This is a genomic window from Lysinibacillus sp. BSL11, from assembly GCF_052928325.1.
This window is the reverse complement of sequence record NZ_JAVGCX010000014.1, coordinates 71,122-89,465: the sequence shown is the minus strand read 5'-3', so window position 1 is coordinate 89,465 and position 18,344 is coordinate 71,122. Positions and strand designations below refer to the sequence as shown.

Below are 18,344 nucleotides of genomic sequence, written 5' to 3'. Positions count from 1 at the left end.
GGAAGGTGTTTCTAGATGAAAGAGACAAAAAGAAATCAAATACAGGCAGTATTATTCAAGAATCATGATTTAGTTCTTATTGAAAATGATGTATTTAATATATCAGACCGTATTGAGGAATACGACAAAGATATGTTTATCGTATTCAATAAAAGAAAGAAAGCTTTTGAAGTTCATAGTCTTGAATTTGCTCCTATGATTGCCTCTCCTAAAGACACATTCCAAACGACCATACCATATGAAAAATTAGACATTAGAACATTACACCACGTGTACGACAATGACATTAAAGTACATGGACGGAAGATATTCGAGCGTATCGAACGACAAGAAGAATTAATTGAAAAACGAAAACAGCGGGATTATAAAAATTGGTTACGTGCGGTAGCGAGTGAAACGAAATCCATGTTTGCTAAAGATGCTTGGTTATAGGGAGGGGGTGAGAAGGTGAAATTGAAGGATATTCTGCTGGATGTAAACTTAATGATTCCAAACAGCATAAGCGATGAAATAAAGGTACGCTGGCTCAACGAAACACAACGGCAATTGTATCGTGATTTCGGCTTTCCAGATACTTCATATGCCTTTGCACAGCAATCTAATGTAGATATATACCCACTTCCTGATAACTGCTCTAGGGAGCGAATTTCAAGTGTTACTGTAGATGATTTGGAATACGATTATGTTTCGGTAGATGAAGATTTAAAGGGTAGATGTTGGACAATAATTGACGATAACATTTGGTTTTATCCTATGCCAGTTCAAGAAAAGCAAGTGTACATCGTGTACAAGCCTGAACCACGAGAAATGCGATTAGACATGCAAGAAGAAGAACCTGAATTTCCGAAAGACTTTCATGAGATTCTGACTTATGGCATAGCGTTTCGTGTGGCACGATCCTTGCAACTGTTGGATGTTAGCGGTCAAATACAGCAACAAATGTATGCTTTGCAAGAAGAAGCGAAACGAAAGCTACGCCCAAACAATCGGAAAAGGGTTGTACAGACAAGATTATGGAGGTAGGTGAGAGGGATGACAAAGGTAGCTGCTGCAACAAGTAAATCAGCACAAAGGTTACTAGAATTCCAACAAAATAATGGGTACTTAAATGATGTTCGTTTGGAATCATTTGGCTTTTTTTTGGATGACTATGTTATCTATGGTGGAGATTTAACGTTTGATACAGTGGATGTTTATAAGGTTTTACTAAGTGAAAGTATTATTTCGTTGAATGACCAACTGTGGAGAGCGTTTATTAAAGAGTTCCGTATAACTAAGCACAATACAACTTACTACGTGGGTTTTCTGGATGAAAAAGGTTATGTGTTTGGTGAGACGGAGCCGTTCGAAAACTATTTACGTCTATGGACTATTCCAGTAGACGCAAATGGAAATATTGGTTCAACAATAGATCATCGAAGTTTGTTCGGTTATTTGAAATTCAAGGCTAAATATGATGGTGTTTACTTAAATGTAGATGAAGTGAACGAAGCGATAAACAATGCGAATAGTGCTGCTGATAATGCTAATCAAGCTGCGTCAGATGTGCAAGGTGCAGTGAATGATGCACGTGATGCGGCAAATAAAGCTAAAGATGCAGTTGTAGAAACGGAAGCGGCAATAGAAGGTGTTAATTCATATTTGGATCAATTGGAACAGGTTATCACTAATGCTAATGAAGTAGTTGAAGGAGCGGTTGAAGCTGCTGCAAATGCTAGTGATGCTGCTCAAAGGGCTGATGTTGCGACTAGTAATACAAATCAAGCTATTCAAGATGTCCAAAATGAAGTTATTTTGATGCAGGAATATGTTAATGAATTAAGACCAGAAGATGAGTATGACGCTGAAAGGCAATACTACATCAATAATATCGTGACTTTTAATGGTAGCAGTTTCATTGCGCGACAGAATACAAAAGGTAATCCTCCACCTACGCCTTCAGCAATATCAAATGCGTATTGGCAATTAATTGCTTCGCAAGGAGCGCAAGGAGAACGAGGGTTGCCTGGACAAAATGGTAAGGATGGAACAAGTATCAATCCGTTAGGTGAATTACAGAGTGAGGATGAGCTACCATCAACGGGATTACCTGGTGATATGTATATGATTTATGGTGATATGTATATTTGGCAAGAAAATACGAATACATGGAAAAATGTAGGGCCAATTCAAGGGCCGAAGGGAAAATCGGCATACGATCTAGCGGTGGAAAAGGGCTTTGTTGGAACGATGGAAGAATGGCTTGAATCACTGAAAGGTGAGATAGGCCCTCCTGGACTAGATGGCCCTCCTGGACCAACAGGACAAGATGGTAAAGATGGAATTGGTATCAATCCGTTAGGTGAATTGCAGAGCGAGGATGAGCTACCGTCAACGGGATTACCTGGTGATATGTATATGATCCAAGGCGATATGTATGTTTGGCAAGAAAATACAAGTTCATGGAAAAATGTAGGGCCAATCCAAGGGCCGGAGGGAAAATCAGCGTACGATTTAGCGGTGGAAAACGGATTTGTTGGAACGATGGAAGAATGGCTTGAATCGTTAAAAGGTGAGATAGGCCCTCCTGGACCAGATGGCCCACCAGGCCCGCCAGCAGATTTGACAGAAATCAATCAAAAGGTTGATGATCTGCAAACAGATGTTACTGAACATTTGGGACAAATGAAACCTAAAGTTGATAACTCATGGCAAAAAGGCATAGAGAATGATAGCAACATAACTAACTTAGGTAATTATAACGTCACTAAGACATTCATAGTAAATGCTACTGACTGGAAAAGTTCTACGAATGTAGAGGTTATAACTATTCAAATACCTTTCGTTATCTTTTCAGGACTCATAAAAATGACTGTAACGTCAATATACGAAGTAACCGACGCAAGCGGTGGAGCTTATGTCATTTTCAACTTTGCTAAGTCAGGAAATACAGTCTTTCAAAATAGAATGGAGATAGTGTCCATATCAGACACCTTCTCTAAGCAATACTTCATAGGCGAGATTGGGCATACAGAAACTCATATACTTATCTACATCTCAAAGAAACCTACAGCTAAAAATGCTGTAGCTGTAGAGTTAGATTTCCAAACGTCTTTCCCGAACGCATTTACCGTTGTTAAAGATTCTACTTTGGAAGTAGTTGATACAGGTTCTCCTACAGGAGGCGGTATATCTCCGTGGATTCCTCAATTCCCGTCAAGAGTTCCTGTGTTTGCCTCCTATAGCACTAGCGAAACAGAAAACCCTGATACGTCAACACTTCCATTTTTCGTATCAGCTCATGCTAACCTTGGAGGTGGCTACTGGTATGTAGAAAATAGATGGTTAGGAAACGCTACAAATACCACATCGAGTCAGATGCAAGTGGCGACAAAGTACACAGAGGGCGGCGGTGACATGAAGGTCCGCTATAGGTATGGTGGTGTATGGTCTGCTTGGTCTCCTAGTTTTCAAAGTTTAAAGCAATCTGTCAGTGACGGGAAAGCAGCAGTTAATCAGGCAGTCACTGACAAGGGTGTTTACACTGCGCCTGACGCACCATTTGCGACTACTGCTGCCAACATTAGAGCTATACCTACAGGAAAAACAGTGCAAGAGAGTACCATGATCGTTCCTGCATTTTCAGGAGGTAGTTATGTTCAGGTGGACGTTGTGTTTACAGGTGGTACAGCACGCAATGTTACGGCTCAGTGCGGAGGCAGACTGCTAATTCACGGAATGTATTACGGTACTTCTGCCGTATCTAATGGATTGTTCGTATCTAACATAGAGGTTATCGGCTCTACTGTACGATTCACTTTCAATTTAGGAGGTGGGTTAGGAAGTTGGGTAGGCGGCTCTATAAGGTATACAATAACTTCTTAAATTGGAGGAAATAACATGTTCAATAGGATTTTTTATGATAGGTCTACTGGTAAAATTCTTTATCAAATGTTTATGGATAATCCTGAAACAGTGACAGATTTCGCTATTTTGGAGATTCCTTCTGGTGAGATCAACTACGATTCTCACTTTATTGAGTCTATTGATCCCGAAGGCAATCCAGTGATAAAAGCAAAAGAGTTATCTCAATCAGAGTTGGAAAATGAAAAACTGAAAGAAGATATTCTCTTATTAAAAACAGATTCAGACACAGGAGGAATTTTATAATGGTAAATCAAATCGTCGTACGTATTGCTGCAGAGCGCATCATGACAGGTGGTTTAAATCCAAAAACTGAAAAAGTGTATGTTATTGATGATATTACAAATGAGGATTATCGAGTTGCAGTTGAGGATTACATTTTAACTGCAACTGAAGGCGTTTAATCATTCGAAAATGAACAAAATCTGAAGAAATCTTTAAAAATGTACCAAAACTTTCATTTCTAAGAAAGATAATTAATTTTTAACGTGAAAGCATTGATATACTAAAAATAAAAAGGTGGTATATCAATGCTTGAATTTTCAATCATGGAAGATTTCGGTTTTACAGTTGAAGAAATAGAGGAGATAGGGGGGAATTCACTTTCACATTAAATTATGGTGATTGGGGTTCAATTGTCCTTAAAGAGGTAATCGACTTAAATGAAGAGGAGATAGAAGAATCTGAAAATCATTTAAAGCTTTCAACAGGAAGGCTGGCATTTTTCCCTGAGGATTTACTACGCAAAGAATTATTAGCACAAATTGATTAAAAGTTCCATATTGTTCAGTAAGCGCTACTCATTTGGGTAGCGTATTTTTATTACAAAAGAAGGTGAGAACATGTCAAAAATTGAAATGACAGAGGATAAAGTTATCTGCACAGTTGAAGGTAATGGACGCAAGTCAACGGTTACTACCGAAATTTTGGAAATTACTTCAGTAATTACGATTGATGCATCATTCGTAATTTTGAATGGTAAGGAGTTCTAATGAATAAAGTGTGAATACTTATTCGTTACAGCTTCCCAAAAGTACAATTATGTAAACTAAAACAACTGATTAAACGTTGTTAAATAGGCATTCTATATTGTTGCTAAATGTAATGATTATGCAATATTTTATACACAGCTTTCAATTGTAGTATTTATGCATGGTTACTTTATGTAACTGTAACAGTGTGGTTGGTTAAGAATGCATAAAAGAATGGAGGTGTGAGAGTGCTCACCTTACAACAAATTATTAAAGAAGCGGATGTGCGAGTGCCTAATCCTTTTGATGTAGCGCAGAAAATTTCTTGGTTAAACGAGATCAATGTTGAATTTTTTGAAATAGTCCGTATTCCCAAAGTATGGCGATTTGTAATTGTGGCAGGAACGGACACATATGAAATGCCTCCCGTAATAAAAAGTTATGCTATAGAGAATGTTCGTAATCAATCGGTAATGTATGAATCAATCCAATATGAAAAAGTACAACCAGGGCGCAACTATTGGAGTTTAGATGATGACACGAAGAAATTGACGTTATTCCCTAGACCGACTCTAGGTGTTGAAGCTATTGTAAGTTACCGTAAAAAAGCTGAATCGACGTACTTGGTAAGTGAATTATCTGCTACTCTTGATGCTCCAAGTGAGTTTCATTGGACATATATTTTAGCTTTATGTGAACGTATTGCTAAAGCAATGAATGATGTGCCGTTAGCTAATAATTATGCTAATGACTATAGAGGGCAATTGAGTGTAGCGCAAGAAAGCTATAAAAATCGTTCTGAAGGGGGCGGTGGAAGTGCTTAATCCGCAACGCACCTGGGGAGAAATACAAGGGATTCAATCACCTGAAATCATAAGACAATTTGGGGGCTTTAGTTCGGGAGATGCCTTTTCGCTGAATGATAATGTTATGGTCAAAAATAAAAACATTAGTTCTAAAGGTGTTCCTGCCGCTAAAGTCCGTTCGGGTTTTACCAAGCTAGGAACATTAGTTGCGCCAGTGATGGGAATTGCTTTGCATAAAGAAAATCAACTAAATGTAATTTCGGGCGGTGTATGGAAACGTTGGAATGGGTCGTCTTGGAATGATTTAGCTTCGGGGCTTAGTAATAGTTCCAAATGGAATTTTACAAATTTCAAAGGGAATTTTTCAGATGTGGCATTGATTGCGTCTAATGGTGTAGATGCAGTGAAGGTATATGATGGTACAACGGTAACTAATCTAGAAAATGCCCCGACAGGATTAAACTTTGTGACAAGTCATGAAAACCGTTTATATGGAGCGGTAAAAAATGAACTACATTACTCAGCTTTGAGGAAGCCTACAGATTGGAATACGGTAGACCAATCAGGGCAAATTGTTATTGAAAATAAAGGTGGGGAGGATATAAGTTGTGTAGTAGGAGGTACAGGGAAAATCGTTGTATTTTTACCTCACTCGATGCATGAATTATATGGAACAGGACCGATTAATTTTCGATTACAGGTAATAACTGAAGAAATAGGATGTGTATGTCATCAAAGTGCCGTCATGGTAGGAGGGATTTTATTTTTCCTTTCGCATGATGGCATTTATCGTTATGCGGGTGGTGCAATTCCAAAAAGGGACTTTTCTTTAAAAGTCCAAGAGATTGTAAATCGTATTAATAAAAATGCCTGGTCTGCTGTAGCTGCTGGAACAGATGGGGAGCGATATTATATTAGTCTACCACTTGATAATGCAACAGAACCAAACGTAACGCTAGAATATGATCCTGCTTATGATATTTGGAATGTTTGGGACATGGGGTATGTTCCGACTGTTTATGGCAGAAATCAAGGGAAGATGTGTATTGGTGTGAGGGAAAATGCAGTATTGCAAATGGGTGGTGTGAATGATGGAGGAAGTCCGATTCCATATATGTTAGAGACAAAGCCGTTTTCGTATGGTTCGTTGGCTGCTCATGCTCGTTTGTATCGTTTGTGGATTGTGGCTGATGTTCCTATTGGAGCCACGATGAACGTTTATATTTCGAATAAAGAACGAGGCGATATAGATTGGTCATTAGTTAAAACAATAAATGCTGATACAGCTATTGTTGCTACTCCAATTCATATCCCTGTCGATAAAAGTTTTTATTCTAATTGGGTACGAATAAAAATTGAAGGACAAGGGCAAGTCGTCATTCATGAAATAGCTCGACAATCGAGAGTGTTCAGATTTGGGATAGGAGGCGGTTAACATGCCTGTTCCAGGGTTTTCGCCTGTTGTTGGCACTGACATCGAGGAAATCGTTGATTCCCTAGAAAAGCAACGTAAAGAGCTAATGTGGCTATTGCAATCATTGGATACTACAAATGTAAAAGAACTTAATGCAGAAGTGATTAATGCAGGTCGTATTAATGCGAAACATCTTAGGGTTGGTTCTGATACGGAGTTTGAAGATGGTTATGATACTCGTGCATTATTTGAGGTAACGAACGATAGAATTACTGCTACAGTAGAATCTATCAATGGGGAAATAGCATCTTTAACAATTGAATCTAATCAAATTAAGACTAGTGTCGTCGATTTAGAAAATAATTTATCTTCAAAAATCACTCAAACTGCTAGTAGTATTCGTAGTGAGGTTGAAGCGAAGGTTACAACCATTAATGGAAGCATAGCAACAACCAATTATAATGTTTCTATGGTTAACCAAAAAGCGGACGAGATAAGATCAACGGTATCCTCGCAATCAACATCTATATCCAATTTAGGGACACGTGTAAGCAGTGCAGAATCAACTATAAGTCAGCAATCATGGCAGATAAGTCAAAAGGTGTCCCAAACGGACTATAACGGGAACACTATTGCTTCGCTGATTAATCAGACGGCATATAATGTTAAAATTCAAGCTGCTAGTATTGATTTGTATGGCGCTGTAATGGTCAATGGTTCTATTACAGGTACAACAGATATTCGAGTAGAAAGAGATGCTATTGTAGGTAATAATTTGACGCTTGGTGCAAATGGATGGGGAACTAAATCAGTAAACTTCGGATCAGGTGCAAATATTACTTATAACGGAACTTATATGGAATTATCTTCACCTAATGTTAGACTGGGTGGAACGAACAATGAATTAAACGGCTATAACACTATTTATGGGACATTAAATGTTCCCTATACTACAAATTTGGTAGGTGTCGTCAGAGCGGAGTCTTCAGGTATTGGCATCTCATATTCGGGTGGGAAATTGTATGTAAAAGTAAATGGGGTAACTGTAAAAGAACTTTAATTACAAATAAAAGGAGAGTTGTTGGAATGGATGAATGTGTTATTTTGATGACAAACGATAGTATTCCTGTGAGGGTTTCGGGGGTTAACTTAAAAGCGTTAGAAACATTAATAAATAAACCAGAATCTATTGCTGTCAGAATCGGTAAAAAGAGCATGGTTAAAAGTATGATTGCGGCAGTTGCAAAAATAAAGGCGATTAAAGAAACAGATGACTGTAACCTAAAAGTAATGGTCGCGAACAAATTTTTCTTCACTACTGCTCAATCTGATGAAATTTTAGATACATTAACTGATGGTATAAATAAAAAAGCGTTTGCTCTTGTTAATGATGATATATTAATTAATCGTGGTTGTTATCAGTATGCTGAATACGATGATAAAAAAATTGCAGAAAATGATATGGGTAACCAAGATGAAACGCAAGCAGACGCTTAGCGTTATTTTTTATTTTTAGAGAGGAAGGTGAGGGTTATGGCGAGTATTAGTGCGAATTTAATGCAGAAACAATTAAAAGCGGCACAGCAAAGGTTTAAAGATGTTAAATCAAATAAAACACCAGGGATCACTTCACCGACAAATGGGGTATCTTCAAATGGAGTATCGTCAAATAATCAAAGTGTCATAAATAATGCTGTGCCTAACCAAACAATACAAAATGGCATGGCAGCTTCAACGCCTCAAATTGACGAACGGTGGCAGTCTAAGCAAACTGTTCCCGATTATTTGGGTATGACATCCGATATGATTCAAAAAGCCTTAGCAGGGGCTACAAGTGGCTCTCAATACTATGACCCAGAACAAGACCCTGTTTATAAATCTATGTTGGAATTGAGCCAGAAACAAGCCGATGCGGCTGGATTGCAAGCGATGGAAGTGATGAATGAAAGAGGTATCTTAAATAGTGCTGTCACGGCAGATCGTTTGGGGCAAATAAAACAAGGGGCGTCAGATGCGGTATTGGCTTCGATTCCTAGTCTTTCAGCAAATCATAGTAATAAACAAGCCCAAAACGCAGCGTCATTACAAAATCTATTGAATTCAGTAATAGGTGCTGGACAATTCCAACAAACTTTCGCTGAAGATAATCTTCGCTACGACAAAGGGTTTGATGAAGATAAGCGCCGTTACGATAAGCAATTTTCTTTAGATGAAGCAGCCATTACGGGTAAATATCTAACCCAGGGAGCGCAAGATGCAGTACAAGCTATACTAAATGCAAAACAGATAGCGGAAGATCCTAGTACGCCATTAGAACAGCGTAAAAAGGCGAATGCTGACGCAAACGCAGCTCGTCAGTTGTTGGTATCACAAGGAGTGAATGTTGGTATGTTGGGCGCTGATTCTTCATATCGCCAAGCGATGAATGCCTTAAATAGTCTTGGTGGAGCGGGAATGAATACTATGGAAAATCAGAAGTTGCAAGCTAATAATGCACTTGCGGTAGGTGAAATGACAGGTAGTTATACACCTACTGGCGCTCAGTCGTTGGTGAATGAACTGTTGCGCTTGAAACAGGAGAATGAAAAGGGTGGCATTACGAAAAGCGAGAAACAAGGTAATGCGAATAGAGCGCAACAACTTCGTTCTCAACTAAGTTCTATGGGTATTAATGCAGATGCACTATTCGGAGCTAATGTCACAGCACAACAGGCGGCAGCTAATGCGAGTCGTATGAGTACGCAAACTGAAGCGGCACGCCAGTTTAATAGTGAGCTAGGGTTGAAGAAAGATCAATTAGCGTTTGAACAGCAATCATTTGACCGTAAGATGAATTTTGAAGAAAGTTCGTTTGATAGAAAAATGAATTTTGAGGAACAACAAGCAATGATTGAAGCTGATTTAAAATCCAGAGGTTTAGATTTAGATTCAGCTCGCATTGAAATTGATCGCTTTGCTACACAATCAGAGGTGCAATACAAACAACAATTAGCTGACCTTGAAATCAATGCAAAAACAGCAGAACAAAATACCAATGCAGCCATTGGGGAGGCATTAAAGGCGAAAAGTGCTGGTGAAGCGATTGCCTTTATTGCTGAATCAGCTTCTACTTGGTCACAAAGCGGTGTCAACGTGAAAGCAGTATTAGATTCATTGGAATATAAATTCCCAGGAATCAAAGATGCTGCTACTACTTCAGGTTCAAGCAATACTGTTTACGGTACTCCCTAAGAAGTCCTCCACTTCGAGTGGAGGCTCTCATAGTGGTTTAGGTTCACTTTCAGCTAAGTACGAATCAAGTGGTAATCCAGGTACGGTAGCGCATACCAAAGGCGATATAGGTGGAGCTTCGTACGGAACATATCAATTAACAACTGCTAGTGGACATGCTCAAAAGTTTGCAAATCAATATGGCGGGGCTTTAAAAGGGTTAAAAGCGGGGACAGCAGCGTTCGATAATGCTTGGAAAGCTGAAGCATCTAAAAATCCTGAGAAATTCCAAACGGCCCAACATGAGTACGCAAAACAAACACATTATGATCCTGCTGCATCTCGTTTCCAAAAAGCTACTGGCATTGACCCAGGTAAAGCGCCAGCAGCTATACAAGATATGATTTGGTCAATTGGTGTCCAACATGGTGCGGGTGGAGCATTTACAATCTTTAAAAACGCAGGCGTGAAAAGCGGTATGTCTTGGGAGGATGTTTTAAAGAAAGTCTACAATGAACGGATGAAAGTGGATATTTACTTTAAATCATCACCACAGAATATTAAAAACAGTGTTAAAAATCGTTTCCAGAAAGAATTGAATGATGCTTTATCAATGTTAAAACGTTAGCGAATTGCTAGCGTTTTTTCTTTTATAAGGAGGATTAGATATGGCATTTAGTTATGAAGAATGGAAAAAACGTGATAATCAACGTGTTAAAGCAACAACATCTACGATGCCTTCGTTTGAAGATTGGAATGGTACTCACTCGAAAGCTCAATTGATCTCAAAAGGACTTGGTGAAGCTACTTATGAAAATCATGCTGCTAGACAATTAGCAAAAGCAATTGAAAGAACGCCAGGTGAACGAGGACGAGCAGCAAATACAAAAGCGTTGTTAGAAGATAATAAGAAAATTTCAACTCAGCAAAAGCAACCAGAGAAAAACGGGAAAACAGAGAAAATAGGAAAAACGGAAGCAACAGAGAAAAAAGAAAAAAAGAAAACGTTTTGGGAGAGTATAGTCGATGGATGGAATGCTGCTAAGAAAGATACAACAGAGAACTTACCTAATGATTCATTGTTAGCAGGCACTCTTGTTCACGGGAACAAAAATGATACTCTTCAGGCGAAAGTAGGGACAAATTTACGGGCTGGTACTGGTGATTTTATCAGTCAAGTTGGCGGAGCTTTAGACTATTTGGGAATGGATGCAGTAGGTAAAGGAGTTTCTGATTTCGGTAAAAATATAGCGGAAGGATATGGAGAAAGTTATAAAAACGGTAAAGAATTTACATGGAATAACTTATTAGACCCTGAATTTTATGCAACGAATGTATCAAGGCAAATACCACAGTTAGGAACTATGTTTATTGGTGGCGGTGTTGGGTTGGGTATTAGAGGCGCTACCGCAATGACAAAATTACCTACCATTGCTAAAACGATTGCAGGAGTTGCGGGTGGTACAGCAGCCATGACAACATTAGAAAGTGCTATGGAAGCGGGTTCGGTTTATGAAGAAGCTAAAAATCGAGGGCTGGATGAAAAGGCGGCTAAAGATGCAGCAGATGAAACATTCAAAAAGAATTTAGCTTTAACTGGCAGTACAAGTGCGCTTGAATTAACGCTTGCTATGACACCTTTGACAAAAGGGCTTTCTAAGATTGGGATAGGGAAGATGGGTCAACTAGGGGCAGCTACAGCAGGGGGCGCATTGACGGAAGGTGTCCAAGAAGGACTCCAAAACAAGATTTCTACAGAAGCGTTGGGGGATGAATTTAAGTGGACTGATCCAAATACAGTTGAAGCTATGGTAATTGGTGGATTGCTTGGCGGAGCGGGTACGGGGGGAATGTCGTTATTCCAGGCAGAAAATGCACATGCAACAGGCAATCCTACTGAAACTCAAAACAATTCACCAAGCAATAGTACATTAGATGACATTACTCAGCGTACTATTAATTCTTTACCTCAAGAACGTAGGTCAGAATTTGATGAACTAGTAGATACAGCAAGGCAAGGTGGAAAGTCATTTAAAGAAGCGCAACTTGAAGCGTTAGAAGAAATGGCTAGCAAGTACGAGGATGTCCAAGAATCAACTGGACAAAGCGCAAGGGAATATATGATTGATAAAGAGTTAGAACGTCAATCAGGTTCTTTGAATGGCGTATCAGCTATGGAACGTAATCTGAAGGAACAAGAAGAAAGGAATACTTTAGATTACACATTTGCTGACCAATCACCAAGTTATCAATTCAATCCACTCGCTATTGCGGAAAAAGGGCAATCACTTGAATTACCTGGTATAAGACAAGCATCGTTGCAACAACCAAATGTAGGTCAAGAACAAGTAGTGTCTCCACTACAGTTATTGCAACAAGCTTTGGTTCAAAATAATCAAACCGTTCCTACCCAAGATGTTGCTGCTACAACAGCAACTCCATTACAAAGCGAACAAATTCAACCATTACCACAACAAGTGATTAATGAAAATCCGAATATTAACACCCCTGAGACGGCTAGATCAGTTAATGCGCCTACTCTAGAGCAAGATAATCTTCAGACAAATGAAAGTACCTCTAAGCAATCGAGAGAGTTGTTTGAGAATCTGGAAGTGGGCGATGAAATAAAATTAAAAGGAACACGAGCAGACACTACTTATACTGTGGTCAAAGATGATGGTGGAAAACATGTCCAAGTGACCACTCCTAATGGCCGCACTATTAAAGTTGCCAGAAATGCTATTGAGAATGTCAAAATGAGCCGTTCAGCAGCAAGTGCATTGGCTGACCATATTGAGGATATACCTGACGAGATGGATTTGCAGATAGATAATAGTGTGCCACAACCAGAGCAAACAGAAAGTGCTAATCATGTAACGTCAAATCAAGAAGGTGTGAAAGAACAGTCGGCAAAAGCGGACGAACTTTTTGCTGATGTTGTTCGGTATGTTAGTGAGAAAGGTGATGTCTCTCCATCTTCTTTACAACAGAGATTTAAGATTGACCATTCCAGAGCGTCAAGTTTAATAGGGATGTTAGAACAGCAAGGATTAGTGGCGAAACAAGGGGGACAACAACCTTATAAGTCATTAATTACTGAAGCGGATTTAGAAGCACTTCCTGATTCGTCATCAAAAATAGTACGTGAAGATAATTCAACACAAATAAATGATATTCAAAGTGAAGAAATAAAATCTGATGAAATCAAATCAGTAAGAAATGAAGATAATGCTTTTGAAAATAAAGACGATACAGTCCGAGATATAGATACCCCTTCAAACGAGAAGTTAGATAGTGTGCAAGGGGATTCGGGTAAAACGTATACAGAAGCAGGGACAGAAATTCAGTTTCGTTATGAGGTAGTAGACGCAAGTCAATTAACAGCATCACATGATACTGCTCTAAGTATCAATCCTGATTACCCTGCCGAGTTACAGCCACGAGATAGAAGTCGTCAAGCCTCAAAACAACAAGTAACAACGATGGCACAAAAGTTAAATCCTGAATTAGTTGCGGAGTCGGCAAAGGCTTCAGATGGTGCGCCAATCGTGTCAGAGGACTATACAGTAGAAAGTGGTAATGGTCGGACTATTGCTATTCAAAAGATGTACCAAGAAAGCTATGGTACAGCAAATGATTACAAGTCTTATCTAGTAGAACATGCCGAAAAATATGGTTTAGATAAAACATCAATTGAACAGATGGAACAACCAGTATTAGTACGTGTCCGTACAAATGAGGTAAACCGTCAATCATTTGTTGAAGAAGCAAATGTGTCTAACGTTGCGTCTATGAGTGCTACAGAGCAAGCTATAGCAGATGCTAAGAAATTAACTAATAAAGTAATGTATTTGTTCAGTCCTTCGGAAAATGGTGATTTGAATGTGGCGAGTAATCGTGCGTTTATATCTCAATTTATTCAATCTGTAGTACCGCAGAACGAGCGAGGTTCGTTAATGACTGCTGACGGTAATCTTAGCCAAGATGGTTTAAGACGAGTTCAAAATGCAATTCTTGCGAAAGCTTATGGTAATAACGATGCCTTGTTATTAATGATTGAATCTAATGATAACAATGTTAAAACATTAACTAATGCTATGTTACAAGCAGCTCCAACTATCGCAAATATGAAAGAAAGTATAGATGCGGGAGCTTATTTCCCAGAAGATATATCCCATGATTTTGTAGCGGCTGTAGAAAAGTTTTCAGAGTTACGAAAAGAAGGTGTGACCGTCGAAAACTTTTTGAATCAAGCTTCTTTGTTTGATGATGGTCTTTCAAATGTCTCGAAAGAGTTTTTGCAACTATTTGACAAAGGTGTTGTGATAGAAGGGAAAGCAAGGAGAAGTACAAAGGCGTATAAGAGCTTATTAGAAGCATATGCAGATGTCTTGCAAAGTGCAGGGAATCCTAATCAAATCAGTTTATTTGAAGGTGAAGCACCTACAAAAGATGGATTATTTGAAGCAGCCATAAAGAAAGTGAGTGCTGAAACGGATGAAGTACAAACAGACTTGTTTAATGACGAGAGCAGTAGTAATGAGCCGAGTGGACGAAGTACACAAAGTTCAAACACGGAAACATTCGTTAGAGCCAGGGAAGGAAAAAGAAAAGAAGATCGAGTAACACCAGGAGAGACTACACGAGTAGAGATTCTTAAATACATTAAAGATAAATTCCAAGTGCGTCTAGATGTTGGGCAGTTCCGTCAAAAAGCAAAGGGTATTTATAAAAATAAGTTCTCTATTATCCGTACAAAAGATTATGGTGATTTTGAGGTTATTGCCCATGAGATAGGACACCGTTTTGATATTCGTCACGGTTGGTCAAGTGATCCAGAATTAAAACAAGAATGGATTCGTTTTGCTGAAGCAAATTTAGAGATTCCTGAAAGCATGACCCCGTTGCAAAAGGCTAAAGAAGGTGTTGCGGAATATTTCCGACAATATCTATATGCTGAAACGGAAGCAAATGTAGATTATCAGGAACTAAGTGACCAACTGCATCAAAAAGTTGCTGAAGGACTTGAAAAAAGTAAGTGGTCAAAACCATTAGAGAGCCTGCAAGCTAAGATGTTGGACTGGATGAATCGTGATGCGGAACAAGAGTTGCGTGGTGTTGTATCTTCTATTGGTGACGGAAAGAACAAACGATTAACACCAAAACAATTTATTACAAAATGGTATGCTAGAGTGTTTGAAAAAGAGCATCCAATATACAATGCCTTAAAGCAAATAGAGAAGGAGACAGGACTAAAGTTTGAAGGGCGTAACAATGCGTATGAAATGGCAGTATTGACACGTGGTACTGTGGCAAGGGCTGCTACGTTTATTAAAAGAGAAACATTTAATAGTGTCACTGGTGAACGTACAGGAGAGTCATTAGAAAGTATTTTGAAGGATGTCGATGATGTTGAATCATTTGGGCGCTATCTTGTGGCGAGACATGGATTGTACTTGATAGAGAAAAAGGGGAAAACCAAAACACCATTAAGTCCAGACTTGATGAAGCAGTATTTAGAGTCTGGCAGTCGTTACGAGGCGCAAGCTGAAAGAATTTATCAGTATCAACATGATTTATTGCAAGTATTAGTAGACGGCCATCTAATTCCTGAAGAACTACCAGGTAAGTTGAAAGAAGCCTATCCATACTATGTGCCGTTTTATCGAGTAATGACTGAAACGGGAGAAAAAGGTAAGGGCGGTTCTGGCGGAGGAAGTAGCCAACAATTTACGAATCAGCAACAAGGAATAAAACGAATGACAGAGACGGGGTCTGCTAGGAATATTGTTAATCCTATCGAAAGTATTATTCGTAATACGCACCTTTATTTCGGTTTAGCTGATAGAAACGCTGTTGGTCATGCAATGGGAGAGTTAGCGAATCCTGATAGTGAGTTTGCGGCAGAAGTAACAAGAGACATCATAGAAGAAATTCCTAGCAAAATGAAACTTTACGAGGGACAAATTAAGCAAATTCAAAAGTCACTTTTAGATGCGGGCTTAGAAGCGGATATGCTAGAAGATTTGGACATGGAACAAACGTTTAAAGTGTTTGAACCAATGTTCAAACCTAGTGATGCCAATAACGAAATCTTGGTTTGGAAAGAAGGTAAACCAAGACTTTATAAAGTCCATGATGATATACTATATAATTCTTTGATCGCATATGACAACCGTGCTATTTCTGAAGCAATGGGTATTTTCTTTAAACCATTTGAAAAGTCTAACAACCTTATTCGGTCAGGGATTACAGCGAGTCCGTATTTTACTGTACGGACATTTTGGCGTTCTTTAGCTCAAATATTAGTCAAAACGGAGGCGACAGGGTTTAATTATGTTACTCACCCAGCACGTGTGGCAAAAGCCTGGGGGTCTGTTTTGAAATCCGTATTTTCAGATGTAAATTCGAAAATTCCTGAAAGTAAGGCTGTTTCTGAATGGTGGAAATCTGGTGGTGCTCAATCTACTTTTATATCAGTAGAACAACAGTATTTAAACAAAGAGCTAGATAAAATTGCCTTGAACAAGAAAGCTTGGCACTATCTAAAGAGCATGAAACAAGGAACTAGAAAAGAACGACTGGCTTTAAATTGGTATATAGCAAAATCTACAGTCAGTTTACCATTTAAAGTATTACAAACTTTTAATGATACGTTAGACCAAGCATTGAAGTTAGCAGAGTATCAAGTTGTAAAGAAGCAAACAGGTAGTAAACAAAAAGCCGCACTAGCTTCACGTGAAGCAGATGTCGATTATAAACGTTTTGGAAGTGGTGTACGAGAATTTAATAAAATTACATTATTCTTTAATGTATCTTTGCAAGGACCAGATAATATAGCGAGAACTTTTGCTAAACATCCTACACGAACATCAATTCGTGCGTTGACACTAGTAACATTACCTACATTGTTATTGTATGCGATGAACCGTGATGACGAGGAATATCAAGAATTAGATTCATGGGAAAAGGATATGAACTGGATGATACCTATGGGTGGAGGGGAATTTGTAAAAATACCAATACCTTTCGAATTAGGTGTATTATTCAAAACGATTCCTGAAAAACTATTTGGTGAATTTTTAGATTCATCAAAAGGAGAAGATAAACAAAGTTGGGATAAAATCTATGGGAATGCTCTTTCTACAATGACACCTAGTTTTTTACCAACGCTTGCAACGGTGTGGTATTCTTATGTATTTGAAAAAAATGCAAACTTCAAAAGAGATTTTGTACCAATGTCTTTACAAAAGCTTCAAAAGCCTGACCAATATAACGAAAACACATCTGAAATAATGAAGTTTCTAGGAAGGAAGTTAAATAAATCACCAATGACACTTGAAGAAACATTTAAAGCGCAGTTTGGGCAAATGGGGCAAGGTTATTTGTGGGGACTAGACAAATTACTTATTACTGCGGGTGTTGTTGAAAAGCCAGATACAAAGGGCTTGAAAAGGAGCTATACAGAAAGGTATCTTACTTCTAGCGTCAATGATGGTGGTACAAATTCTATAACGCAGTTTTACGAAGAATTAGATGAAAAAGAAAGAGATTATGCTTCGAATGGTATTAGGTATTCGCCTCCTGAAGATTTAAAGTTGTATCGAAAAGTGCAAGACGATATGAAAACTTTAAGAAAATTACGTGATGCAATGATGTATGATCGCTTAAAAGATACGGACGGTCAATCATTCTCAAAAGAAGTAAAAAAAGATCACATTGATACAATTAACACTGCTCTCCGAGACATGGCGAGAATTGCACGTGCTCAGGGTGACAAGTCGAATAAATCTGAAGAAGCTATTATGAAAGATTTAGATAAAGCTGTTTTAAATAAAGATAATCTAGATAAGGCAATAATTATGTTAGAGGATTATGAAAAATATTTGAAAGCAGTTGAAAAAGAGCAACGTAAAGAAGCGAAAAAATTACAGCGAGAATTATAGGAGCGGATTAAAATTAACCTTCCATAGCCAGGACACCCCAAGTGTTCTGGCTATGTTTATATAGATACTTAAAAAGCACTCTCTTGTGAGAGTG

The 18,344-nt window shown here is 38.5% G+C and carries 13 protein-coding genes; all 13 read left to right on the top strand.

Annotated elements, in window-relative coordinates; all coding sequences use genetic code 11:
- The first annotated feature begins 15 nt into the window (after window positions 1–15).
- The 13 genes from RCJ95_RS17085 (at window position 16) to RCJ95_RS17025 (ending at window position 18,250) form a co-directional block, all read left to right on the top strand.
- Entirely contained in the window at window positions 16–432 is a 417-nt protein-coding gene (locus tag RCJ95_RS17085; protein ID WP_446722543.1) for a hypothetical protein, read from the top strand.
- A gap of 15 nt (window positions 433–447) precedes the next feature.
- Entirely contained in the window at window positions 448–1,023 is a 576-nt protein-coding gene (locus RCJ95_RS17080) for a phage adaptor protein (RefSeq protein WP_446722542.1), read from the top strand.
- 9 nt (window positions 1,024–1,032) lie between these two features.
- Window positions 1,033–3,864, top strand: coding sequence for a pyocin knob domain-containing protein (locus tag RCJ95_RS17075; RefSeq protein WP_446722541.1), 2,832 nt, complete (start codon window positions 1,033–1,035; stop codon window positions 3,862–3,864).
- A gap of 15 nt (window positions 3,865–3,879) precedes the next feature.
- Window positions 3,880–4,149, top strand: a complete 270-nt coding sequence (locus RCJ95_RS17070; protein ID WP_446722540.1) for a hypothetical protein — start codon at window positions 3,880–3,882, stop codon at window positions 4,147–4,149.
- On the top strand, window positions 4,149–4,307 hold the full coding sequence (locus RCJ95_RS17065) for a hypothetical protein (RefSeq protein WP_446722539.1): 159 nt from the start codon (window positions 4,149–4,151) through the stop codon (window positions 4,305–4,307). Before RCJ95_RS17070 ends, RCJ95_RS17065 begins: the two co-directional genes overlap by 1 nt.
- Window positions 4,308–4,745: 438 nt before the next feature.
- Window positions 4,746–4,895: a hypothetical protein gene (locus RCJ95_RS17060; RefSeq protein WP_446722538.1), complete on the top strand. Its 150-nt coding sequence runs from the start codon at window positions 4,746–4,748 to the stop codon at window positions 4,893–4,895.
- 227 nt (window positions 4,896–5,122) lie between these two features.
- Window positions 5,123–5,698: a phage adaptor protein gene (locus tag RCJ95_RS17055; RefSeq protein WP_446722537.1), complete on the top strand. Its 576-nt coding sequence runs from the start codon at window positions 5,123–5,125 to the stop codon at window positions 5,696–5,698.
- Window positions 5,691–7,115 carry a hypothetical protein gene (locus RCJ95_RS17050; RefSeq protein ID WP_446722536.1) on the top strand — a complete coding sequence of 475 codons (1,425 nt, stop codon included), beginning with the start codon at window positions 5,691–5,693 and terminating at the stop codon, window positions 7,113–7,115. Before RCJ95_RS17055 ends, RCJ95_RS17050 begins: the two co-directional genes overlap by 8 nt.
- A 1-nt stretch (window position 7,116) precedes the next feature.
- On the top strand, window positions 7,117–8,154 hold the full coding sequence (locus RCJ95_RS17045) for a hypothetical protein (RefSeq protein ID WP_446722535.1): 1,038 nt from the start codon (window positions 7,117–7,119) through the stop codon (window positions 8,152–8,154).
- A 26-nt stretch (window positions 8,155–8,180) separates the two neighbouring features.
- Entirely contained in the window at window positions 8,181–8,591 is a 411-nt protein-coding gene (locus RCJ95_RS17040; RefSeq protein ID WP_446722534.1) for a hypothetical protein, read from the top strand.
- 36 nt (window positions 8,592–8,627) lie between these two features.
- A complete protein-coding gene (locus RCJ95_RS17035; protein ID WP_446722533.1) occupies window positions 8,628–10,325 on the top strand; it encodes a hypothetical protein in 1,698 nt (565 codons plus the stop codon).
- The gene (locus tag RCJ95_RS17030) at window positions 10,276–10,932 is read left to right on the top strand and encodes a VgrG-related protein (RefSeq protein ID WP_446722532.1); all 657 of its coding nucleotides are present in this window, start codon (window positions 10,276–10,278) and stop codon (window positions 10,930–10,932) included. Before RCJ95_RS17035 ends, RCJ95_RS17030 begins: the two co-directional genes overlap by 50 nt.
- 40 nt (window positions 10,933–10,972) lie before the next feature.
- Window positions 10,973–18,250, top strand: coding sequence for an LPD38 domain-containing protein (locus RCJ95_RS17025; RefSeq protein ID WP_446722531.1), 7,278 nt, complete (start codon window positions 10,973–10,975; stop codon window positions 18,248–18,250).
- Window positions 18,251–18,344: the final 94 nt, after the last annotated feature.